This window comes from Octadecabacter dasysiphoniae, assembly GCF_021532615.1.
Lineage (GTDB): Bacteria > Pseudomonadota > Alphaproteobacteria > Rhodobacterales > Rhodobacteraceae > Octadecabacter > Octadecabacter dasysiphoniae.
In genome coordinates this window covers 288,577-310,337 of sequence record NZ_JAKGAQ010000002.1, presented here as the reverse complement: position 1 = coordinate 310,337, position 21,761 = coordinate 288,577, and the positions used below count along the sequence as shown (strand labels likewise).

At 58.4% G+C, this 21,761-nt stretch carries 16 protein-coding genes; 5 read left to right on the top strand and 11 right to left on the bottom strand.

Going from position 1 to position 21,761, the window contains the following annotated elements:
- Nucleotides 1-16: 16 nt before the first annotated feature.
- A complete protein-coding gene (locus L0664_RS08390) occupies nucleotides 17-1,273 on the bottom strand; it encodes an ABC transporter substrate-binding protein (RefSeq protein ID WP_235225203.1) in 1,257 nt (418 codons plus the stop codon).
- Nucleotides 1,274-1,407: 134 nt separating this feature from the next.
- Here L0664_RS08390 and L0664_RS08385 point away from each other — a divergent pair, with 134 nt between their 5' ends.
- A complete protein-coding gene (locus L0664_RS08385) occupies nucleotides 1,408-2,193 on the top strand; it encodes an IclR family transcriptional regulator (RefSeq protein ID WP_235225202.1) in 786 nt (261 codons plus the stop codon).
- A gap of 17 nt (nucleotides 2,194-2,210) precedes the next feature.
- The gene (locus tag L0664_RS08380; protein ID WP_235225201.1) at nucleotides 2,211-3,272 is read left to right on the top strand and encodes an ABC transporter ATP-binding protein; all 1,062 of its coding nucleotides are present in this window, start codon (nucleotides 2,211-2,213) and stop codon (nucleotides 3,270-3,272) included.
- A 71-nt stretch (nucleotides 3,273-3,343) separates the two neighbouring features.
- On the opposite strand, the gene L0664_RS08375 is transcribed toward L0664_RS08380, so the two are convergent.
- From L0664_RS08375 to pdxR, 8 genes are all read right to left on the bottom strand, one after another.
- Nucleotides 3,344-4,216, bottom strand: a complete 873-nt coding sequence (locus L0664_RS08375; RefSeq protein ID WP_235225200.1) for a dimethyl sulfoxide reductase anchor subunit family protein — start codon at nucleotides 4,214-4,216, stop codon at nucleotides 3,344-3,346.
- The gene (locus L0664_RS08370; RefSeq protein ID WP_235225199.1) at nucleotides 4,216-4,983 is read right to left on the bottom strand and encodes a 4Fe-4S dicluster domain-containing protein; all 768 of its coding nucleotides are present in this window, start codon (nucleotides 4,981-4,983) and stop codon (nucleotides 4,216-4,218) included. Before L0664_RS08370 ends, L0664_RS08375 begins: the two co-directional genes overlap by 1 nt.
- Nucleotides 4,984-5,152: 169 nt before the next feature.
- Nucleotides 5,153-7,984 (bottom strand): molybdopterin oxidoreductase family protein, encoded by a 2,832-nt coding sequence (locus L0664_RS08365; protein ID WP_235225198.1) that lies wholly within the window; start codon nucleotides 7,982-7,984, stop codon nucleotides 5,153-5,155.
- Nucleotides 7,985-7,995: 11 nt separating this feature from the next.
- Nucleotides 7,996-8,757: a sulfite exporter TauE/SafE family protein gene (locus L0664_RS08360; RefSeq protein WP_235225197.1), complete on the bottom strand. Its 762-nt coding sequence runs from the start codon at nucleotides 8,755-8,757 to the stop codon at nucleotides 7,996-7,998.
- The gene (locus L0664_RS08355) at nucleotides 8,757-9,818 is read right to left on the bottom strand and encodes an acetate/propionate family kinase (RefSeq protein ID WP_235225196.1); all 1,062 of its coding nucleotides are present in this window, start codon (nucleotides 9,816-9,818) and stop codon (nucleotides 8,757-8,759) included. Before L0664_RS08355 ends, L0664_RS08360 begins: the two co-directional genes overlap by 1 nt.
- Nucleotides 9,815-10,741 carry a phosphate acyltransferase gene (locus L0664_RS08350; protein WP_235225195.1) on the bottom strand — a complete coding sequence of 309 codons (927 nt, stop codon included), beginning with the start codon at nucleotides 10,739-10,741 and terminating at the stop codon, nucleotides 9,815-9,817. Before L0664_RS08350 ends, L0664_RS08355 begins: the two co-directional genes overlap by 4 nt.
- Nucleotides 10,742-10,813: 72 nt before the next feature.
- Nucleotides 10,814-12,595, bottom strand: a complete 1,782-nt coding sequence (gene xsc / locus L0664_RS08345; RefSeq protein ID WP_235225194.1) for a sulfoacetaldehyde acetyltransferase — start codon at nucleotides 12,593-12,595, stop codon at nucleotides 10,814-10,816.
- A 176-nt stretch (nucleotides 12,596-12,771) separates the two neighbouring features.
- Nucleotides 12,772-14,235, bottom strand: coding sequence for a MocR-like pyridoxine biosynthesis transcription factor PdxR (gene pdxR, locus L0664_RS08340; protein ID WP_235225193.1), 1,464 nt, complete (start codon nucleotides 14,233-14,235; stop codon nucleotides 12,772-12,774).
- A gap of 58 nt (nucleotides 14,236-14,293) precedes the next feature.
- Here pdxR and L0664_RS08335 point away from each other — a divergent pair, with 58 nt between their 5' ends.
- Entirely contained in the window at nucleotides 14,294-15,622 is a 1,329-nt protein-coding gene (locus L0664_RS08335; protein ID WP_235225192.1) for a hypothetical protein, read from the top strand.
- A 19-nt stretch (nucleotides 15,623-15,641) separates the two neighbouring features.
- On the opposite strand, the gene L0664_RS08330 is transcribed toward L0664_RS08335, so the two are convergent.
- Both L0664_RS08330 and L0664_RS08325 read right to left on the bottom strand, forming a co-directional pair.
- Nucleotides 15,642-17,492 carry a trypsin-like serine peptidase gene (locus L0664_RS08330; RefSeq protein WP_235225191.1) on the bottom strand — a complete coding sequence of 617 codons (1,851 nt, stop codon included), beginning with the start codon at nucleotides 17,490-17,492 and terminating at the stop codon, nucleotides 15,642-15,644.
- 98 nt (nucleotides 17,493-17,590) lie between these two features.
- Nucleotides 17,591-18,979, bottom strand: coding sequence for an aminotransferase family protein (locus L0664_RS08325; protein WP_235225190.1), 1,389 nt, complete (start codon nucleotides 18,977-18,979; stop codon nucleotides 17,591-17,593).
- Between the two features lie 164 nt (nucleotides 18,980-19,143).
- Here L0664_RS08325 and L0664_RS08320 point away from each other — a divergent pair, with 164 nt between their 5' ends.
- Nucleotides 19,144-21,327 carry a heavy metal translocating P-type ATPase gene (locus L0664_RS08320; RefSeq protein WP_235225189.1) on the top strand — a complete coding sequence of 728 codons (2,184 nt, stop codon included), beginning with the start codon at nucleotides 19,144-19,146 and terminating at the stop codon, nucleotides 21,325-21,327.
- Nucleotides 21,324-21,725 (top strand): Cu(I)-responsive transcriptional regulator, encoded by a 402-nt coding sequence (cueR, locus tag L0664_RS08315; RefSeq protein ID WP_235225188.1) that lies wholly within the window; start codon nucleotides 21,324-21,326, stop codon nucleotides 21,723-21,725. The genes L0664_RS08320 and cueR overlap by 4 nt, the downstream gene beginning before the upstream one ends.
- Nucleotides 21,726-21,761 lie beyond the last annotated feature (36 nt).

Here is a 21,761-nt window from a genome sequence, read left to right as displayed (position 1 = left end):
GCCCCCGATAGTCAATTTACTGGTAGATGCGCTGACGTGCGTCCTCAAGACGCTCAAGGATGTCATCACGGTTCTCTGGGAACACCATGAACTCCTGCAAGCCTTCCATGCCCACGGAGGCCATTTCAGCTGGGAAGTCGCGGTCAAAGAACTGCGCTACACCGCCCTGTGCGTTGTTGGACAGCATGTCAAAGCCCTGCTCGAGGAACTCGTCTGCATCAACACCGGAGTTGGCGTTCACTGGCAGCTGACCCAAAGCCGCACCTGCGTTGATTTCTGTCTGAACGTCAGCAGAAGCAACATAGGCGAGGAATGCGCGGGCGTTGTCTTTGTTTGACGCCTGTGCCGGGATGTGGAACGTGTCCGTTGGGGCATCTTCGCCCTGTGGAACGTCCGCAATCGTTGGGAACTGGTAGAAATCGATCTGGCTATCGTCCAGACCCGCGTCACGCATAGGTGCCACAGCGAAGTTACCGATGAGGTATGCTGTTGCGTCACCGTCTGTCATGAACTTCAACGCTTCCTGCCAGCTGTAAGACTGGTGGTCGTCGATGAATGCGCCCATTTCGATCAAGGCAGCCCAGTTTTCGAATGTCTGGACAACGCGCTCGTCTGTCCATTCAACTTCGCCACGGGCAAGCTCCATGTGGAAGTCAAAACCGTTTGTGCGCATGTTCATGTAGTCGAACCAGCCGCCAGCCGTCCAAAGGAACTTGGTGCCGATTGCGTAACACTTACGACCGGAATCGAGGATGACTTGGCAGTTCGCCATTTCCTGCTCCATCGTGGTCGGCTCTTCCAGGCCAAGCTCGTTGAAGATGTCTTCGCGGTAGTAGATGCCCCACTGATAGAACGTGTAAGGAACGCCCCACTGTGCGCCGTTCAGTGTCATCGCGCCTTTGACAGCGTCCAGACCTGGCAAGGAGCCGTCTTCGTACATGTCGGACACGTCTTCAAACAGGCCGGCCTCAACGTATGGACCCATACGGTTGGCGGCGTACCAGTTCACAACGTCTGGCGCGTCAGCTGTCAAAGAGTTGCGGATCTGTGTTTTCCAAGCTTCGCGATCAACGATCGTCAGCTCGATGTTCAGGTCAGGGTTCAGCGCGCCAAAGTCAGCGACGAGACCTTCCATCACTGCGCGCGGCGCAGGGTTGGACATGTCAGACACAATACGAAGTTCGCCCGACACAGTGTGCCCGTCAGCGAAAGCAGATGTTGATGCAACACCCAATGCAAGCGCCGCAACGGACGCCTTATAGATGGAATTCATGGTTTCCTCCCTTAGATTCCATTCCAACCAGTTTCATTATTTGAAACTTGGTTTTGAATATTGAAATCTAATCGCGACTCGCCCATGGTTGTCAACAAGAAGGTTGGAGGACCTTCGCAGTTCGGGAGGACATCATGAGCGCGTCAGGCGACGGAACCGTCGGTAAGGCATTGGAAGTATTGGACCAAGTGGCATCTTTTGGCCGCCCGGTGCGATTTTCCGAGCTGCTTGATGCGTCACCATTTCCCAAAGCGACACTTTACCGATTCGTTCAAACGCTGACCAATCAGGGCATGTTGTCGTTCGATCCGGACCGCGGAATGTATGCGCCGGGCGTACGTTTGGTGCGCCTTGCACATGCCGCGTGGCAAACCGCTTCGCTTGCGCCGATCGCGCAATCCCACATCGACCAGCTAAGCGCGGACGTCGGCGAAACCGTCCACCTTGCGCAACTTGATACGGCGCAAGTCATCTATGTGGACAAACGCAACGCCGCCGAACCCGTGCAGATGTACAGCCAGTCCGGCAAAGTTGGCCCCGCCTATTGCACGGGTGTCGGCAAGGTTATGTTAGCCTATCTGCCTGACCCTGCACTGGCAGAGGTTCTGGCCCAGCAAAGCTACCACCGTTTCACCGACACGACCCACACATCCGAGGCCAGCCTGCGTGGTGAGCTCGCCGATATTCGCGCCAATGGCTACGGGTTTGACCGCGAAGAACATGAACCGGGGATCATCTGTGTCGCACTGCCGATCCTCACCGAAACGAACCGTGTGCTTGGGGCCTTGTCGGTCACCAGCACAACGACCCGCACAAACCTTGCGGGGCTCGAAAGCCTCGTGGATCGTATCCGCGCGACGGCGCAGGCCATCTCAAAAGAAGCTGCCAGCTGGCACTTTCCGGTCAACGCCAACACATAAACTGAAAGGACCGCATCATGTCCGGTGTAACGCTAAATAAAGTCATCAAGAAATACGGCGACGTGCAGGTGATCCACGGGATCGACCTTGAGATCAAAGACGGTGAGTTCTGTGTGTTCGTCGGCCCGTCCGGCTGCGGTAAGTCGACACTGTTGCGCATGGTTGCGGGCCTTGAGGAAACGACAGGTGGCACGATGGCCATCGGGGACCGCGACGTGACCACCATGGACCCATCCGAGCGCGGCGTGGCGATGGTGTTTCAGACCTATGCGCTTTACCCGCACATGACCGTGAAGGAAAACATGGGGTTCGGTCTAAAGATGAACCGCCATCCCAAGAAGGAAATCGAAGAAAAGGTCGCAGAAGCCACACGTATCCTCAAGCTTGAGGATTATCTGGAACGCAAACCTGCCGCCCTGTCCGGCGGTCAACGCCAGCGCGTGTCGATTGGCCGTGCGATCGTGCGTGGACCCGAGGTGTTCTTGTTCGACGAACCGCTGTCCAACCTCGATGCTGAACTGCGTGTTGAAATGCGCGTGGAAATCGCGCGTTTGCACAAGGAAATCGGCGCGACGATGATCTATGTGACCCACGATCAGGTTGAGGCCATGACATTGGCCGACAAGATCGTCGTGCTGCGCATGGGCGTGATCGAACAGGTCGGCGCGCCGATGGATCTATACCGCGACCCCGACAACAAATTCGTTGCGGGTTTCATCGGTTCCCCTGCAATGAACTTTATGGACGGTGTTGTGGGGGATGGCGCGGTGGATGTTCCAGCGCTCAAGACATCAATCCCGATGAAGATCGCGGCGGCTTACAAAGGCAAAGCAGTCAGCGTTGGCCTGCGCCCTGAACACCTAGTTATTGACCCTGCTGGGGACGCATTGCGTGTGGACCTCACCGAAAGCCTTGGGGGGGTCAGCTATGCCTACCTCGTGTCCGACAGCGGCGAACGTATCGTCATCGAAGAGCGCGGCGATGAGCGTGTGTCAGAGGGCCAGATGGTCGGCCTGAGTTTTGAAGACAAACGTGTCTATCTGTTTGACGCAGAGACCGAGGCCCGCATCCGCACGTAACGGATGGTGATCCAGAATAGCACAAGGGCGGGCCTTCATGACCCGCCCTTTTTTGTGTCTAACGCGTGGATTCAGCGTTTGCCGTAGTACAGGCCCACGACGTGTTCTGCTTCTGCGAAGAACAACCAACGCGCCGCAAACACCCCAACGAGGTGGCTGATCACAGCCAGACCCGCAAGGATGTGCGAATGGCTCATCATCAGCAAAACCAGCGGCAGGCCGACCATCAGCACGATTGCCAGAATACGCAGCTTGGCCGCATGTTTGCGCCCGATCACATAGACGAATTCTTTCAACAGATAGTTGGTGCCTGTGTGTGGCGGTTCGAACGCGCGCACGTCACCGCGTGCGCCAAGGCCTGTCGCTGTGGCCAGTGTGGTGCCAGAGTTTTTCAGCGCTTTGTCACCCAGAACCCAATGGGCAATCTGCGCGATACCAGCGATGGCCAGCAGTGGCATCGCCAAGGAAACTTGCGCGGCAAGCAGCGCACCGCCTGCGATGCAAATGCTTAGAAACATGATCGGCGTGGTGACATTGTGCCAGCGCGGCACTGTTTTGATCTGGGTGTAGATCATTGATGTGGTGAACACTGTCCCGATCGAAAGGACTGCCCCCACAAACCCGACGGCTGACCAGATTTGCCCCAGGAAAATCGCGCCAATCGCATAAATCCCCATAATTAAAAGGGCCGCGACCGCGCAGATGCCTTCGCGTGACAACCAGCTGGACCGCCATTGTTTGAACGCCTTAAGCGCGCGTTCGGGGTGACCAAGGTGGAACGTGGACGCGATCAACCCGCCGACGGCCAGCAGATAACCGAGCGTGAAGAACACGAACGCCACCCATCCCGTTGGGGACGGCATGCCAAACCCAAGAAATGCCAGCAGGCCAAAGCCCAGACCGGACAGCGTTGAAAATAAGATAACTGAAGGTGCTGGATGCATTAGTTCTTCCCTCCCGGCATGGATTCGAGTGCCTTATCGAGCCACCCGAGGAACCCGGTGGTTTCTGTGGCGACAGGTTCAAGGAACGGCGCGAGGATGTCGACGTCTTCGCTGCGGTCACGGTCTTTGGGGCGTGGCGGCAGGTACTTGTTCACAGGCTTGGTGCCCATTTCCGGCATCAAATCCATACCGCCCCGTTCGCGGGATAATACGCTGACGTTGCTGTCTGGATCGGCGAAATCACCGAAGTGGCGCGCATTGCTGGGGCAGGTGCGCACGCAGGCTGGTTCGCGGTCTTCTTCGGGCAGGTTTTCGTTATAAATACGGTCCACGCACAAGGTGCACTTTTTCATGACCTTTTCTTCGGCGTCCATTTCGCGCGCGCCATAAGGACAAGCCCATGCGCACAGCCCGCAGCCGATGCAGTCACTTTCGTTGACCAGAACGATCCCGTCTTCGACCCGTTTGTAGCTTGCGCCTGTCGGGCACACGGTGACGCAGGGGGCGTCTTCGCAGTGCAGGCAGGATTTTGGAAAGTGGATCAGTTGGGCGGGCGCGTCTTTTGGTTGGATTTCGTAACTGTGCACCCGGTTCAGGAAAGTGCCTGTCGGGTTCGCGCCATACGGGTCCTGATCAGACAAGGGTGCGCCGTAATTTTCGGTGTTCCAGCCTTTGCATGAGATCACGCACGCATGGCAACCGACGCAGGTATCAAGGTCGATCACAAGGCCGAGTTTCTTTTCGGTGGAGGTGGGTAAAGTTGTCATAAAACACCGTATGGGTTTGGTATGGTTCCGGTATGGGTCTGGTATGGGTCCGCGTCTGGGTGGACCGAACTTATTGGTTTTTCTGCCGAGGCATCCCACGTCACGACAAACCAGATGAATGATCCGATCATGAGCGCGAGGGCCGCGAAAATGAGCACGAGGGTTTTTCTCATTTTCCGACCTTCCAGGCTTGGGATTTGGGGCCTTTGCCAACGGGCGATTTTTGCGCCGGTGTCGCGGGCTGGGATTCCGCGGGTGCTGTGGTTTTTTCGATCTTCACGCGCAGATCAAACCATGCGGCTTGTCCTGTGATCGGATCGGAGTTTGACCACCGCATCCCGTCCGCCTGTTCGGGCAGCAGTTCGTGGATCAGGTGATTGAGTAGGAAGCCTTCGGTTGCCTCTGGCGCGTCTTCTTCAAGCGCCCAAGCGCCTTTGCGTTTGCCGATGGCGTTCCACGTCCAGATTGTGTTTTCGTTCAGCGCGGCCATGTGGGCGACAGGCACGGTGATGACGCCGCTTGGCGATGTGACCTTTGCCCAATCACCGTCCTTGAATTTGTTTTCGTCCCAAATCTTGGTCGGCACGTACAGCGGGTTTAATCCGTGGATCTGGCGCAACCATGCGTTCTGGGTGCCCCAGCTGTGATACATCGCCATGGGGCGCTGCGTCAGCGCGTGGACGGGGTATTCGTTCGTGTCGATCAGATTGTCAGACAATGGCGCGTACCAGATCGGTAGCGGGTCCATCGTGTCTTTGATCTGTTGGCGCAGATGGTCGGGTGGCTGCACACGACCGTGCCCTTCGGCCGCGAGCTGCATGCGGCGCAGGGGTTCGACGTAGGGCGTAAAGATGTAGGGCTGCACTGAATCGAAAAAGCCCATTTTCACGGCCCAATCCTGATAGGCCATGTTGAAGGGTTTGTAATAGGACGCCTCTGTCGGGACTTCTGAGTGCCAGAAGCCGCCGTTGGCGATGTAGCTGTCCAATTGGCCTTCGTTCGGATCACCGCGCCCGTCTTGCAACCCGTCTTCGCCCATGCGCCAGCCCGCCAAGGGGCCCACGCCGGGGCGGCGGATGTGGTTGGTGATGTAATCGGCGTAGTCTTCGTATTTCTGGGAGCCGTCTTCGTTGACGAAACCGGGCAGGTTCAACCGTGCGCCAAGTTCGCACAGCACAGATTGGAACCCGCGCACGTCGCGGTCCGGTTCGACGACGGGCCAGCGGATGGCGTCGGCCACGGCGTCGGCCTCACAAATCGGGCGATCCAGCAGGGAGATACAATCGTGACGTTCAAGGTATGTGGTGTCGGGCAGGATCAGGTCGGCGAAGGCCACCATTTCCGATGAATAGGCATCGGAATAGATGATGCGGGGAATGACGTATTCGCCGGTTTCTTCGTCCTTGTCTGTCAACATCTCCATCACGCCGGTGGAGTTCATCGACGAATTCCACGACATGTTCGCCATATACATGAACAGCGTGTCGATCTTGTAGGGATCACCTGCGTGGGCGTTGGAAATCACCATGTGCATCATGCCGTGGGACGACAGCGGGTTTTCCCATGTGAACGCTTTGTCGATACGGATCGCAGAGCCGTCGTCGTGCAGCAGCAAATCATCAGGACCGTGCGCAAACCCAAGGTGCGGCCCGTTCAGAGCCGCGCCCGGTGTGACTTTGCCATGTGGCTTGGGATGGGCTGTGGCCGGTTTGGGGTAGGGCGGTTTGAACCGCATGCCGCCGGGTGTTTCCACTGCGCCAAGGATGATTTGCAGCGTGTGCAGCGCGCGGCAGGTCTGGAACCCGTTGGAGTGCGCAGAGATGCCCCGCATGGAGTGCATGGACACAGGACGCCCGATCATCTTGTCGTGCTTTTTGCCGCGGAAATCTGTCCAGGGGCGGTCCAGTTCGATCGCTTCCTCAAACGCGACGTGCGCCATATCAGCGGCGAGCTGTTTGATGCGGTCTGCGGAAATGCCCGTGGCCTCTGCCACTTTGTCGGGTGCGTATTGCGGATCAAGGAAGCGATCCGCCATCAGGTGGAACACGGGGCGGTGGGTGACGCCGGCCTTGCGGTAGGTTGTTGCAAGATCAGGTTCAACGCCGATGCCATTCCATGGGGCGAGATCGCCTGTGTTTTTGTCGATCACCAAAGGCTGGCCATCGTCATCGCGCATCAGAAGGCCGTTTTCATCAGATTTCGGGTCTTCGTTGACGATGCAGGACGCGTTGGTGAAGCGCGCAAGATAATCGAGGTCGAGCTTGCCCGCCTTAAACAACTCATGGATCAGCGCCATGATCATCAGACCATCGGTGCCCGGTGTGATGCCGAACCAGTCGTCGGCCACGGCGTTATATCCGGTGCGGATCGGGTTCACGCCAACGACGCGCGCGCCGCGGCCCTTGATTTTGCCGATGCCCATTTTGATCGGGTTACTGTCGTGGTCTTCGGCGACACCGAACAGCACGAACATCTTGGTGTGGTCCCAATCGGGTTGGCCGAATTCCCAGAACGCGCCGCCCATCGTATAGATGCCAGCAGCGGCCATGTTCACGGAACAGAACCCGCCGTGGGCTGCGTAGTTTGGTGTGCCGAACCCTTGGGCCCAAAGCGACGTAAAGGATTGCGACTGATCGCGGCCCGTAAAGAACGCCAGTTTTTCGGGGTGCTTTTCGCGCACGGGGGCCAGCCAATCGGTGGCGATTGTCAGCGCTTCTTCCCATGAAATTTCTTCGAATTCACCAGATCCGCGCGGGCCGACCCGTTTCATCGGGGCCTTCAGGCGGGACGGTGCGTTGACCTGCATGATGCCCGCAGACCCTTTGGCGCACAAAACGCCCTGGTTGACGGGGTGGTCTTTGTTGCCTTCGATATAGGCAACCTTGCCCTCTTTCATGTGCACGTTGATGCCGCAGCGGCAGGCACACATGTAGCAGGTCGTTTTACGAATCTCGTCGGAAACCTTGGGGGACAGGTCCAGATCGGGCTGGTCTTTGGGCATGTGCGTGACCTCTAGCTAAGTTGTGTGCGGATCAGGCCAAGCAACGCGAGGCCGATGAGAAGGATAAGACAGAACGGACGATAATAGGGTGCGAGCCGTTCGGTGAAGAGTTGTTGACCAAGGAACACCCCGATCATGGTGGGAATGGCAAAGACCAGCCCGCGTGATGCGCCGGAAAAATCCATGACGCCAAATGCGAGCAGCGCAATCATCGATGTGGCCGATCCGAGGAACAGATACAGCACCAGTGACGCGCGCATGACGGCGGCGGGTTTGTCTGCGGCAAGCACGTAAAACGCGACCACCATGCCACCGACATGGGCCACGCCGCTGACAAATCCAGCGGCGATCCCGGTGCCGTAAAGGCCCGCCTTTGATGCCAGAAAATCCAGCCGGATTTTGGCAAGCTGGGACGCGGCAAGGACGACGATAATCGAAAGTGCCAGCGTTTTGGAGGCGTCGACAGGGATCGACACCGTGAGCCAAAGCCCCAAGGGCCAACCGATCAGCGCGGCAATCACGAGGCCATATGTCATCGGGCGGTCTGCTTCGGCCCAGCCGTTTTTCAACATCAGGATGGACGCGGACATTTCCAGCCACCACAACATCGGGATCAATTCAACGGGGGGCAGGATCACGATGGCGGTTGCCATGACCATAGCCGACAGGGCAAAGCCCGAAAAGCCGCGCACGACACCTGCCAACATGGCCAGCGCGCCGACGACGAGAAATTCGTTTTGCGTCAGGTCTGTGGTGGCCAGGATCCACTCCATCACAGGGCACCCAATTTGGTTGCATCAAGCGCGATCTGGCGTTCTTCGTCGGCTTTGACCACATGCACGGGCACATCGCCCAAGAAGGTCAGATGTGCCATGATCCGGTCGCGAATTTCGGCGCTGTTCTGGCCGATGCCGCCCGTGAACGCCACAGCATCCAGCCCGCCCATCGCGACAACGGCTGATCCTGCGTGGCGCGCCGCCCAGTAGCAGAAATGATCAACGGCAAAGTTGGCATCGGGTGTGTCGGCGGCCAACAAAAGGCGCATGTCGTTGGCCCCGCCCAGCCCCTTGAGGCCGGAATCTTTGTTCAGGCGACGGGATGCTTCGACTGGTCCGTGGATTTCAGCCATGCGCAGCACGGCCATGCCATCAATCGCGCCGGACCGTGTGCCCATCGTCAGACCATCCAGCGGGGAATAGCCCATGGATGTGGCGACGGATTTGCCTTTATGGATCGCACAAAGGGATGCGCCGGATCCGAGGTGGAAGGCCAACAGGCGGTCAGGCAATTTGTCTTCGAACTGGGTGACGATCCACGCGTAGGACAGCCCATGGAACCCGTAGCGGCGGATGCCCATATCGCGGTCGCGTTTGGGGATCGCGTAGGCGGTGGCCACGTCGGGGTTTGTTGCGTGAAACGCGGTTCCGAAGGATGCAAATTGCGGCAGGTCGGGCGCAAGGGTTTGCAGCGCGCGGATGCCCGCAAGGTTGTTGGGGTTGTGAAGCGGGGCGAGCGGGGTCGCGGCTTGAATGCCTGCAACCACATCATCGGTGATGCGACACGGTTGCACCAGCGACGTGCCGCCATGAACAACGCGGTGGGCGGCGGCGGTCAGTTGGTCAATCGCGACGCCTTGGGCGGCCAGCGACGCAAGGATCGCCTTGAGGGCGGCGTCGTGATCTGGCGCGGCGATATCTTTGTCGTCTTTGCCAAGGTCAATGTGGGCCAGTGCGCCGCCAATGCCGCTGACTTGCCCGGCCATCACTTGCGTCAGGTCGGGCTGGAACAGCGCCACCTTGATCGAGCTGGACCCTGCATTGACGACTAAGATCATGCAGACGCCGCCACGATTGCGCCCAGTGCGATTGAACTGAGCCGTGCCGCAGACGGATCGGCGCGCGATGTCAAAAGGATCGGAACCTTGGCCCCCATAACGATGCCACCCGCGCAACCACCCGAGAGGTAGACGAAGGATTTGAACAGCGCGTTGCCTGATACGATGTCGGGCACGATGATCGCGTCGGCCTGACCCGCGACAGGATCACCCGTCAGCTTTTTGGCCTGCACGGCCTTGGGCGACATAATAAGGTCAAACGCCAGCGGGCCGGAAAAATCAGCGTCTGTGATGTTTTCAATCGCCCAGTCGCGCAATGCGCGGCCTTCCATGGATGACGGAACGCTTTCGATGGGGGATTCTGTGGCGGACAGGAATGCGACCTTGGGGCGGGGGTTGCCGATTTTGTGCAGCAGGCTGACGACTTCTTGTGTGGCGTCTTTGCGGGTGTCGAGGTTCGGGTTCACGTTCACGGCGGCATCTGAAATCGTGATGGATTTCGTGCCATCCGGCGTCGTGATGTGGAAAATATGCACGAACCGTTTGCCCGTGCGCAGGCCTGCATCGCGTGACACGGCGGCGCGCATAAAGGCGTCTGTGTGCAATTGGCCTTTCATCAAAACGTCAGCATCACCGCGCCCGCAGGCCTCTGCGGCGGCTTTGCCCGATGCGGCCTCACCCTCGGCGTTGATGATTTCAAAGCCTGAGATATCCCAGTCCAGTTTGTCGGCTTCGGCCAGAATGTCCGCGCGTTCACCTGTGAACAGGGGGATCATCATGTTGGCTTCGGTCGCTTCTTTGGCGGCGAGCATGGGAAGGGGGGCACCGGCGCGGGCGATGGCCACGCGAGGGGAAGGGGCGTCTTGCGCGAGCTTGATAATGTTGGCGGGCGGTCCAGCCACAGCGTCAGACAGAAAGCTCATTCCAAAATCCCCTTAGAAATAGTTTGGCCGAGGCAAGGGTAACCCCGCCTCGGCCGATTGTCTCAGACGAATTTAAGCAACCGTTTGCTGGCGCATGTCGTCCTTGGAGATACCGGCCACTTCGACAGGTTTCTTCATGGCGTCACGGCGGAACGGGTCACCCAATTCCTGGTTGATCATGGCTTCGATCAGCGTGGTGATGCCGTTTTCCATCTGGTCCTTGATCGCCTGTGCAAGTGCTGCTGTCAGTTCTTCCTGTGTGCGTGCAACGACGCCCTTCAGGCCACATGCGTTGGCGATACCAGCGTAAGAAACGCCTTCGTCCAGTTCTGTGCCGACAAAGTTGTCGTCAAACCAGAGTGTGGAGTTCCGCTTTTCCGCGCCCCACTGGTAGTTGCGGAACACGATCTGTGTGATCGCAGGCCAGTCACCACGGCCAATCGCCGTAAGTTCGTTGACGGAGATACCGAACGCGCCGTCACCGGCGAACCCAACCACAGGCACATCAGGCTTACCGATTTTCGCGCCAACGATGGACGGAAGGCCGTAGCCACAAGGGCCGAACAGGCCGGGTGCCAGATATTTGCGGGATTCATTGAACGACGGGTAGGCGTTACCGATCGCGCAGTTGTTGCCGATGTCAGAGGAAATGATCGCCTCGACCGGAAGTGCGGCCTGAATGGCGCGCCATGCCATGCGTGGGGCCATCCAATCGGGTTTGGCGGCACGTGCACGCACGTTCCAGTCTGTGCCCGGATCGTCCTGTTCTTCTGTCATGGATGTCAGTTCTTGTGCCCATGCAGATTTTGTCTGTGCGATCATTTCTGTGCGGGCCTTGCGGTCCGTGTCGCCAGCAGTGTCTGACAGCTTTTCGGCAATCGCTGTTGCAACTTTGGCTGCGTCACCCACGATGCCGACTGTAACCTTTTTGGTCAGGCCGATGCGATCAGGGTTCAGGTCAACCTGAATGATCTTGGCGTCTGTGGGCCAGTAATCAATGCCGTAACCGGGCAGCGTTGAGAACGGGTTGAGGCGTGTGCCGAGGCACAAAACAACGTCGGCCTTCGAGATCAGCTCCATGCCGGCCTTTGAGCCGTTGTAGCCCAATGGACCTGCGTAAAGTGGGTGGTTGCCCGGGAACGCGTCGTTGTGCTGGTAGCCAACACATACTGGCGCATCGAGGGTTTCAGCCAACACGCGCGATGCGTCGATACCGCCAGCGGACAGGATCGCGCCTGCGCCGTTCAGGATGACGGGGAATTTCGCGTCAGACAACAGCTTGGCTGCTTCTTCGACAGCGCCGGAACCGCCCTGTGGCAATTCAAAATCGACAATCACTGGGAGGTCGACGTCGATGACTTGTGTCCAGAAATCGCGCGGGATGTTGATCTGTGCCGGTGCGGAGGCGCGTTTGGCTTGCATGATCACGCGGTTCAGCGTTTCGGCGATGCGTGTGGGGTCGCGGACTTCTTCTTGGTAGGCCACACAATCGGCGAACAGGTTCATCTGTTCCATTTCCTGAAAACCACCTTGGCCGATGGTTTTGTTGGCAGCCTGCGGTGTGACCAGAAGGACAGGTGTGTGGTTCCAGTAGGCAGTTTTCACAGCTGTCACGAAGTTCGTGATGCCGGGGCCGTTCTGCGCGATCATCATGGACATTTTGCCAGTGGCGCGGGTGAAACCGTCAGCCATCATGCCGCCGGATGTTTCGTGGGCACAGTCCCAGAATTTGATGCCCGCATCAGGAAAAATATCGGAAATCGGCATCATGGCCGACCCGATGATCCCGAATGCGTTGTCGATGCCGTGCATCTGAAGTGTTTTTACGAAGGCTTCTTCGGTCGTCATTTTCATTTGGGAATCCCCTCTGTCCAAGTTTGATCGCAACCTAAGGCGTTGATAAGCCTACCGTTAGGTCCAGTTGTTTGCTGGGTTTAGCGCCAGCAGTTGTGGAATTAAGACTATAGGTCTCATTTTTGACCTAAATTGTCCATCCTTTTAGACTGGATCGGTGGCGGGGCCGTGTGGGCCTAGGTCATTTCCCGCAACGTGCGGGCCAAAATTTCAATCCCGTCTGCGATGCGCGCCGTCGGGATTGAGCTGTAGGCGAGGCGGTAGAAATTGCGCGGCGGGTCTGACTGGCCGAAAAACGAGTGACCTGGTTCAATCAACACGCTTTTTTCCCTTAGACGCCGTGCCAGTTCGATGGTGTCGATGTGTTCGGGCGCGCGCATCCATTGGGATGATCCGCCAAAACTGCCGGACCCGGCAACCGTCAGGCCGTGATCGGCAAGGGCTTTGTCCATGGCGTTGCGGCGTTCGTGAAAGGCGCGGCCCATGCGGCGCACCAGTGCGTCATAATGTCCGCGCGACAGAAAATAGGTGACCGTGCGTTGGATATGGCCGGGCGGGTGGCGCAAAACGCTGGCCCGCAGCGCGCGTGCCTCGCGGATAAAGGGTGCAGGGCCGACAAGATAGCCAAGCCGCAGGCCCGGAAAGATCGATTTGGAAAAGCTGCCCACATAAATCACCCGCCCGTTCTTATCGAGGGATTTGAGCGCGGGGGACGGAGGTTTGAGGAACGACATTTCAAATTCATAGTCGTCTTCAACGATCAGGAAATCGTCGCGTTCGGCTTTTTCCAGCAATGCTGTGCGCCGCGCCATAGGCATGGTCGCCGCTGTGGGGCATTGGTGGCTGGGGGTGGTGAATAAAACGTCGGTGCCATCGGGCAGGGCATCAGGGGGCAGGCCGTCCTGATCCACCGTGATCGGGTGCAGGTGGCAGCGCGATTGTTCCAGAATACCGCGCAGGGCCGGATAACACGGGTCTTCGATGGCGGCGGTGCGCCGCTGTGTCAGCAATACCTGCGCTGTCAGCCACAGCGCGTTTTGTGCGCCCAGTGTCAGCAGGATTTCATCCGGTTTGGCGAGGATCCCGCGGCGTGGCAGCGTCTGGCGCGCGATGAAATCCACCAGCTTTGGATCGTCATTGTCAAAATAATCCGCCGTGAGGGCATCGAAATCGCGCCGGCCCAAGGCCTCAAGCGCGCACAAGCGCCAATTGGCGGCATCAAACAGGGCGGGGTCGGCCTGACCGTAGATAAACGGATAGCGGTACTTCGACCAATCGGCGGGTTTGGTCATGACGTCGGGCGTGATGAAACGCTGGCCGATGGCGCGGGTCCAATCGACGGTGCTTGTTTCGCTGGCTTTGGCGGGAAACTGGGGTGGTTCGGGCGCATTTTCGGATACGAAATAGCCGGACCGCCCGTGCGCGACGATGTAATCATCCGCCAGAAGTTCCGTAAATGCGAGCGTCACGGTGATGCGGCTGACGCCCAGATGCTGGGCCAGCTTGCGCGATGAGGGCAGCTTTTCACCGGGGCGAAAGCGACCCGCAAGGATACCCTCCGCCACCAGTTGGCGGATTTGCGTCTGCAACGTGCCCTCAGAATCGGGCTGCAAAAAGAAGGTTTCAACGGGTAGCGCCATGGCCGCAACGTAGTTTGGTAGTACGCAGAGCGCAATCTGGACTTATTGCCAATCTTTGATGCGGGGCCTTGTGCGTCGCACGCCGCTGGGCTTTGATCCTGCAATGGTTAAACATCTTGCATTCTGGATCGGCTTTTTCGCGGCGGCGTTGCTGATTATTCCGGTGGCCGTCGGCATCTGGGGCGCGGCGGATGAATTTGCGCGCAACGTCGCGGTGTTCTTGTTCGGGGCGATCAGCGTTCTGATTGTCGTGTTGGTCATAGTCCTGTTCTTTCGCGACCGTTTGTTACGCCGCGTTCTGGGCACCGCGGAAACATCGCTGGATGATGTTTTGTCGTCGTTGGTTAAGGGCGTGTCTGCCGCAGCGCACGGTGATCGCGCCACGGCCGAAACTGAAGCGCAGGCCTTCGCCAAATCGGCAACAGGCTGGTACGTCTGGTCGGGGTTTTATCGCTGGGTGATTGCATCGGCGCTGGGCCTGCTTTTGGCGTTCGGTGCGTTTACGGGTACGGTTTTGTTGTTTGAACAGAACCGTAAATTGACTGAGCAGACCGTGCTGATGGGCCAGCAGGGCGAGCTGATGAAGGCGCAAACCGAACGGATGCAGGAACAATCCACGCAGTTCGAAATGCAGAACGAAATCATGACGATTTCACTGGTGAGCGAGTTGAGAGGGCAATTGGAGTCTTCAGTTAATCAGATTTCGGAACGAACCATTCAGGACGACAACACCGACGAAACTGCTCGATCAGTATGGCACATTCGGGATGGGGAAGGATGTGGTGCGTCCCTAAGCGACGATGTTCAGTTGAAGAGACCCCCAAGTCGATCTGTCATAGCGGCGATTACAAACCTTGGAAGCAGTAAACAAATCTCTGCTCAAGTTGTCCAAGCGCTCAAATTTCTTCTGCTAGATGATGACGACGCGGTGGCCTATGGTGCGCTTATTATTCTCGATCGCCTAAAAGTGCTTTCTAACGAAGATCTTCGTGGTCGATCTTTCAGAAATATGCATTTGGATAACGAGGTGCTGCTGGGGGCATATGCTATCGAACTTGTGGCCTCAAAGATTGGGAGCTTTGAATGCGAGGATTGCAATTTGACCATTTCGGATTCCCTGGTTGATTACGCCCGCGCGGAGACTCTTTCGATCCGTACCAGTTTGTTGAGTGGCGATATGAGCGAGATTGAGCCTGAACCGATCTTGAGTATTCTCCTCGATGGCGGGGAAAATCAGGAAGACAATGCAGCGGAGATTTTTTTCGGCGCACTGGGGGATAGTGAGGGGTCATTGCCGATCACCCTCACTTCAACGAATCCATGGAACGTATGTCGGGATCTATTAGCGCTGGCTGAAGAGAATATATTTCTTCAATTTTTCGAGTAACCAACTGTAGCGATATCCCTTACTGTTGCTGCGCTACTGCTGCTGCGAACGCGCGGCTGTCGACTGCCAAATTCGCCTGAGAGAACGGTGTTTTGTCATCCGTTGCGCTGAAGAACTGGCTGTCCACGGCGATGATTTTCCATGCGCCGTCTACATTCAAAAGGAACGGGGACCCGCTGTCGCCCTGTGCGGTGTCGCATTCGTGCAGGATTGAATTGTCTTCAAACGCTTCGACGATGCGGCAGCCCATGTTGCCGGACATGTTGTTGCCCGTGTCCCACGAATAACCCGCCTGATTGACGATTAATCCTGACCGCCCGATCTGGGACAGGTCGACGTCTGTCAGCGCGTGGATGTCGAGGAATCCGATGTCATCGCCCAAGGCGCGGTCCAGAACGACCAAGGCCCAGTCGTGGCCGTTGCCGCCGCCTGCAGGTTGGGTTTCGGGGTTATAGGCGGGGTCAAACACCGCGCCGACAACCTTGGCTTCGCCCATGGATTGGCCCACCGACAGGCCAGCGGTGAAGCTGACGGGGGTCAGGGTTTCGTTGCCGGTATCGGTGACGCAGTGCGCAGCCGTCAGAACCAGTGATGGCCCGACAAGCGTTCCTGTGCAGGTGCCGTCCTGCAATTCCAGCGATCCGATGGCGGCCCAGGGCATCTGCGTGGCGTCCATCAACATGCGATCATCGCGGCCAAAGAAATGGTTTTCCAGACCCGCAGGGCGCGAACGGCCGAGACAATCGGCGGTGTCACTGAAGGCTTCGCAGGTGCCATTGCCGTTTTCGATTTCGTTGCAAATGCCGTCAAACGCCGTGTTGCAGGTGTCCGTGCGGTTGCGCAGATAGGCGACGGCTGCGCAGTCGGTGACGTCCGTGCCCGACGTGCAGTTGTCCGTGCCGATGCCCGGTTCGTCGCATTCATTGTCATTGGCCCAGCGGCAGCTGTCTTCGCCGCCCAGCGCCATCGCGCGGCAATCCGTGGCGTCTGTGCCGGTGGCGCAATAGATCGTGCCACCAAAGGCAGCATCGTCACATTCACCGTCGTTTGAATACTGGCAGGAATCATCGCCAAGGGTGGCGCGCAAGGGTTGCGGCACGAGGGCCAACAGACGTTCCAATGCCTCGGGCGAGGTGCCGAACATATCGCAATCGGTCGCGTCGGACCCGTCAACGCATTGCCCGCCGCCGCCATAGCGCAGTTCATCACAGGCGCCATCATTGGCCCATTCGCAGCTGTCATCATCAAGCCCCGCGGCCAGTTGACGGCAATCGGTGGTGTCTGTGCCCGCATCACAAAATCCGCCGCCGCCGTACTGGGCTTCGTCGCATTCGCTGTCGTTGGCGTATTCGCAGGTGTCACCCGCAGCGCCGGCGGGCGGCGTCAGACCTGCTGTGGTGTTCACAACCGCCAGACAATCCATCGCGTCAGTGCCCGGGGTACATACGCCTGTTCCGCCGAAATTCGTGTCGTCGCATTCACCGTCGTAAGACCAGCGGCAGCTGTTATCGCCAAGGCTGTTTGTCATCAGGTCCTGCACACCCAAGGCGCGCGCACGGTCAAGGAAATCGCTTTCGCGCTGGACCTGCCACATCGCGCAATCGCTGGTGTCCGATCCGTCCTGACATGACCCTGTTCCGCCAAAGCGGTATTCGTCACATTCGTTGTCATTGGCGAACACGCAGGCGTTGTTTTCGATCCCGTTGGCAAGAAGCTGGCAATCGGTGGTGTCTGTTCCCGCATCACAATAGCCTTGTCCGCCGTAGCGCGCTTCGTCGCATTCGTTGTCGCCCGCGTAGTCACAGGAATCTTGGGCGTAAGCGGGGAGAGCGACGATAAAGGACAGCAGGATCAGGAAAGTGCGCAACATGGGAAAGCCTTTGACGATTTCAATGGCCGCAGTGTTGCGCAAAACAAAGGGCTGGGTCCACCTTTGATCCCAGCCCTTTGTCGATTTTGTCGTGTGGTTTAGCCGAAGACGCGTGTCAGCGCCCCGTCAAGCGCCTCAGTGATCTGGTTGATGTCGTCCTTTGTGGCGATCAACGCAGGCGAGAAACACAGCGTGTTGTTCTTGGTCGGAATGGAGCGGTTTGTCGCGCCGATGATCACGCCTTGTTGCATGCAATCTGCAACAACCTGACCCACCATTTTTTCGTGCATGGGGTCTTTGGTTGCGCGGTCTGTCACCAGTTCCGCGCCCACAAACAGGCCTTTGCCGCGAACGTCCCCGATGACTTTGTGCCGCTCGGACAGCGCCCAGAGGTTGTTCACCATGTGATCGCCCATGGCGACGGTGTTGGCCAACAGGTCTTCATCTTCGATGATGCGCATGTTTTCGAGCGCAGCTGCGGGGCCAGCGGTGCAGCCACCGAACGTGGAGATATCGCGGAAGTAGTTCATCGGATCGGTTGTGTCGTCCTTGAACAGATCAAACACGGCTTCGGACGTGACGCAGCATGAAATCGCGGCGTAACCAGAGGCCACACCTTTGGCCATCGTCACGAAATCAGGTTTGATGCCGTATTGCTGATAGCCGAACCATGTGCCCGTGCGGCCAACGCCACAGACGACTTCGTCGATGTGCAGCAGGATTTCGTATTTCTTGCAGATTTCCTGAACGCGATCCCAATAGCCTTCGGGGGGCGTGATGACGCCGCCGCCAGCTGTGACGGGTTCAAGGCAAAGCGCGCCGATTGTGTCGGCACCTTCGCGCAGGATGACCTCTTCGATCTGGTCCGCGGCCCAAACGCCATAGTTTTCGTCTGGCGCGCCGTCCTGTTCGTGCTTGCGGTATTCCATGCAGTGCGGAACGCGGATGAAACCGGGCGCGAAGGGGCCGTATTGTGCATTGCGTTCGTCCTGACCACCGGCCGACATCGTGGCCAACGTGGACCCGTGGTAGTCGCGATCACGGTACAGGATTTTCGATTTCTTGCCGCCATAGCGTTTGTGCGAAATCTGGCGCACCATCTTAAAGGCTTTCTCGTTCGCCTCGGATCCCGAGTTGGCGTAGTAAACGCGCGTCATGCCGGGCATTTTGCCGATCAGCTTTTCTGCATACAGCGCACCGGGGATCGTCCCGACAGTGCCGCCAAAAAAGTTCATTTTCAGGATTTGATCACGCACAGCGTTCGCAATGCTTTCGCGGCCATAGCCGACGTTGACTGTCCAGACACCACCGGACACCGCATCGATGTGTTCTTTGCCGTGCTGGTCCCAAACGCGCATTCCTTTGCCTTCGACGATGATGCGGGGTTCACCGTTTTCAAAGGGTTTATGCTGCACGAGGTGGTGCCAGACGTGGGCGCGGTCTGCGTCGACCACATGGCTCAGATCGTTTGGTGTCATTCCGTCCATTGTCGTGTCCTCCGCATGGAATCAGGGGCGCCGTCTTGGCGTGATGCCATACTATCACGATTTTGCGGATTATCGGATAGGGCCAGAGGGTGACGCGCCATAAGGCCAAAATGGGGCGTGACGGGTATGATAAATACCTTGACCTTCCTGTGACGGGAACCTTTATGAAGACGGTAACAAAGGGGTACGTCATGACCACGATGCGTTTTGAAATCAGCGGATTGAACTGCGGGGCCTGTGCGGCGCGTGCCGAAAAGGCGATGTCGGGTGTGGCGGGTGTTGTGTCGGCGCATGTGAACCTTGCCGATCATACGGCCACGGTGCAGGCGGACGCGGGCCTTTTGGCACAGATCGAGGCCGCATCCGGCGGCGCGGGCTATCCTGCAAAGGTCATCGTAAAAGGTGAGGTCGCCGTTGATCGCGACGATGAAACCCCCGCATTGCGCGATGCTACGTTTCTTGCCGCGTTGCTGACGTTACCGATATTCAGTGTTGAAATGGGGGGGCATGTTTTCCCCGCGATCCATCATTTCATTGCGCAATCGATTGGGTTGCAGGCCTCATGGATTGTGCAATTCGTGTTGGCGACGGCTGTTTTGATCGGCCCCGGTCGCGTGTTTTATCGCCTTGGGGTGCCTGCACTGCTGCGCCGCGCGCCTGATATGAATTCACTGGTGGTGCTGGGGGCAACGGCGGCCTGGGGCTATTCCACAATCGCGACGTTTGCGCCCCACATCCTGCCTGCCGGATCGGTCGCGGTGTACTTTGAGGCGGCAGCGGTGATTGTCACCCTGATCCTTCTTGGTCGCTGGCTTGAGGCGCGGGCAAAGGGGCGCACGGGGGCCGCGATCAAACGCCTGATCGGGTTGCGCCCCGACACCGCCCGCGTTTTGCGCGATGGGCAGATCGTGCCTGTCAAAGTCGAAGATGTGATTGTCGGCGACGTTATCCATCTGGCCGCAGGAGAGCGTATTCCCGTGGATGGCACCGTGCAATCCGGTGCAGGTTTTATCGACGAGAGCATGATTTCAGGTGAACCTATCGCGGTGGAAAAGGGGCAGGGGGACAGCGTGATTGCGGGCACTTTGAATGGCACCGCCGCCCTTGTGATGCGCGCACAGGCGGTCGGGGCGGACACGATGTTGGCGCGGATCATCGCGATGGTTGCCGAGGCCCAAGGCGCGCGCCTGCCCGTGCAGGATTTGGTCAACAAAATCACGTTGTGGTTTGTGCCTGCGGTCATGGTGATTGCGGCCGCGACTGTCGTGCTTTGGCTTGTGTTCGGGTCCTTGCCGATGGCGTTGGTGGCGGGTGTTTCCGTCCTTATTATTGCGTGCCCTTGTGCGATGGGGCTGGCGACGCCGACATCGATCATGGTGGGCACAGGCCGCGCCGCTGAACTGGGGGTTTTGTTCCGGCGTGGTGATGCGTTGCAGTCCGTGCAGGGCGTTGATGTGGTGGCCTTTGACAAGACGGGCACGCTGACCAAGGGCGCGCCGCGGGTCATGACATCAACCATTGGGGCCGCGGACCTTTTGTTGGTTGGCGCGGTTGAAGCGGCGTCAAATCACCCCCTTGCCGCTGCGATTGTATCTTTTGCCGCCGACGATCTGCCCACGGCGTCTGGTGTTGAAACGATTGCGGGGCTTGGGATTGCGGGGGATGTGGCTGGCCGCCGCGTCGCCATCGGGAACAGCGCGATGATGCAGCGCGAAGGGCTGGAGGTGGAGGATGACACGCCTGCGGGGCAGACCCCGGTTTTTGCGGCCATCGACGGGCGGTTTGCGGGTGTTCTGGGCCTGTCGGATGAGGTTAAGCCATCAAGCCATGCCACAGTGAATGCGCTGCAAGCCCAAGGCGTGCAGGTTGTGATGATATCGGGCGACACGGCCGAGGCGGCAGGCGTTCTGGGGCAATCTTTGGGGATTGATCGCGTTATTGCGGGCGTGTTGCCGGAGGGCAAAGTGGATGCCGTGCGTGCGCTGCAAAAGGACGGGCGCAGCGTCGCGTTTGTGGGGGACGGGATCAATGATGCGCCTGCTTTGGCGGCTGCTGATGTTGGCATTGCAATGGGCACGGGCACGGATATTGCCGTGGACAGCGCCGATATTGTGTTGGTGTCAGGCAACCCCGCTGGTGTTGCGCGCGCGATTGAGATCAGCCGCCGCACCCTGCGCAACATCTGGCAGAACCTTGGCTGGGCGTTTGGATATAACGTTGTGCTGATCCCTGTGGCGGCGCTGGGCTGGTTGACGCCGCAGCTGGCAGCGTTGGCCATGGCCGCGTCCAGTGTTCTGGTGGTCACGAATGCGTTGCGCCTGCGCTGGGTTAAGGTGGCGTCGCTATGAACATCAAAGACGCGGCACAGCGGGTTGGCTTGCCCGCCAAAACGATCCGGTATTACGAAGAAATCGGGTTGGTCACGCCGGACCGTGCGACCAATGGGTATCGCGATTTCAGTGACGCGCATCTGCATAAGCTGGCGTTTCTGGCCCATGCGCGGGGCCTTGGATTTTCGATCGAGGACTGCCGTAGCCTTTTGGCGCTGTGGGAAGATCAGGATCGCGCCAGCGGGGATGTGCGTGCCATCGCGACGCAGCACCTTGCCGCGATTGAGGCCAAGATCGCGGGCCTTGAAGACATGCGCGCGACGCTGGCGGACCTTGTGAATGCCTGCGCTGGGGATGCGCGGCCGGATTGCCCGATTATTGAACGGCTCCAACAGGGGGGCGGGGGTATTTCGTAAATTCTTCCTTAAGTCGCCCCATTCTTGCCCAAGATG

Bases quoted from the DNA above. Each gene is read 5' to 3' on its own strand.
- L0664_RS08335 (WP_235225192.1), top strand. From the start codon at position 14,294: ATGCGGGGCCTTGTGCGTCGCACGCCGCTGGGCTTTGATCCTGCAATG.
- L0664_RS08325 (WP_235225190.1), bottom strand. From the start codon at position 18,979: ATGGACGGAATGACACCAAACGATCTGAGCCATGTGGTCGACGCAGAC.
- L0664_RS08365 (WP_235225198.1), bottom strand. From the start codon at position 7,984: ATGCCCAAAGACCAGCCCGATCTGGACCTGTCCCCCAAGGTTTCCGAC.
- cueR (WP_235225188.1), top strand. From the start codon at position 21,324: ATGAACATCAAAGACGCGGCACAGCGGGTTGGCTTGCCCGCCAAAACG.
- L0664_RS08355 (WP_235225196.1), bottom strand. From the start codon at position 9,818: ATGATCTTAGTCGTCAATGCAGGGTCCAGCTCGATCAAGGTGGCGCTG.
- L0664_RS08350 (WP_235225195.1), bottom strand. From the start codon at position 10,741: ATGAGCTTTCTGTCTGACGCTGTGGCTGGACCGCCCGCCAACATTATC.
- pdxR (WP_235225193.1), bottom strand. From the start codon at position 14,235: ATGGCGCTACCCGTTGAAACCTTCTTTTTGCAGCCCGATTCTGAGGGC.
- L0664_RS08360 (WP_235225197.1), bottom strand. From the start codon at position 8,757: ATGGAGTGGATCCTGGCCACCACAGACCTGACGCAAAACGAATTTCTC.
- L0664_RS08320 (WP_235225189.1), top strand. From the start codon at position 19,144: ATGAAGACGGTAACAAAGGGGTACGTCATGACCACGATGCGTTTTGAA.
- xsc (WP_235225194.1), bottom strand. From the start codon at position 12,595: ATGAAAATGACGACCGAAGAAGCCTTCGTAAAAACACTTCAGATGCAC.
- L0664_RS08330 (WP_235225191.1), bottom strand. From the start codon at position 17,492: ATGTTGCGCACTTTCCTGATCCTGCTGTCCTTTATCGTCGCTCTCCCC.
- L0664_RS08375 (WP_235225200.1), bottom strand. From the start codon at position 4,216: ATGCATCCAGCACCTTCAGTTATCTTATTTTCAACGCTGTCCGGTCTG.
- L0664_RS08380 (WP_235225201.1), top strand. From the start codon at position 2,211: ATGTCCGGTGTAACGCTAAATAAAGTCATCAAGAAATACGGCGACGTG.
- L0664_RS08370 (WP_235225199.1), bottom strand. From the start codon at position 4,983: ATGACAACTTTACCCACCTCCACCGAAAAGAAACTCGGCCTTGTGATC.
- L0664_RS08390 (WP_235225203.1), bottom strand. From the start codon at position 1,273: ATGAATTCCATCTATAAGGCGTCCGTTGCGGCGCTTGCATTGGGTGTT.
- L0664_RS08385 (WP_235225202.1), top strand. From the start codon at position 1,408: ATGAGCGCGTCAGGCGACGGAACCGTCGGTAAGGCATTGGAAGTATTG.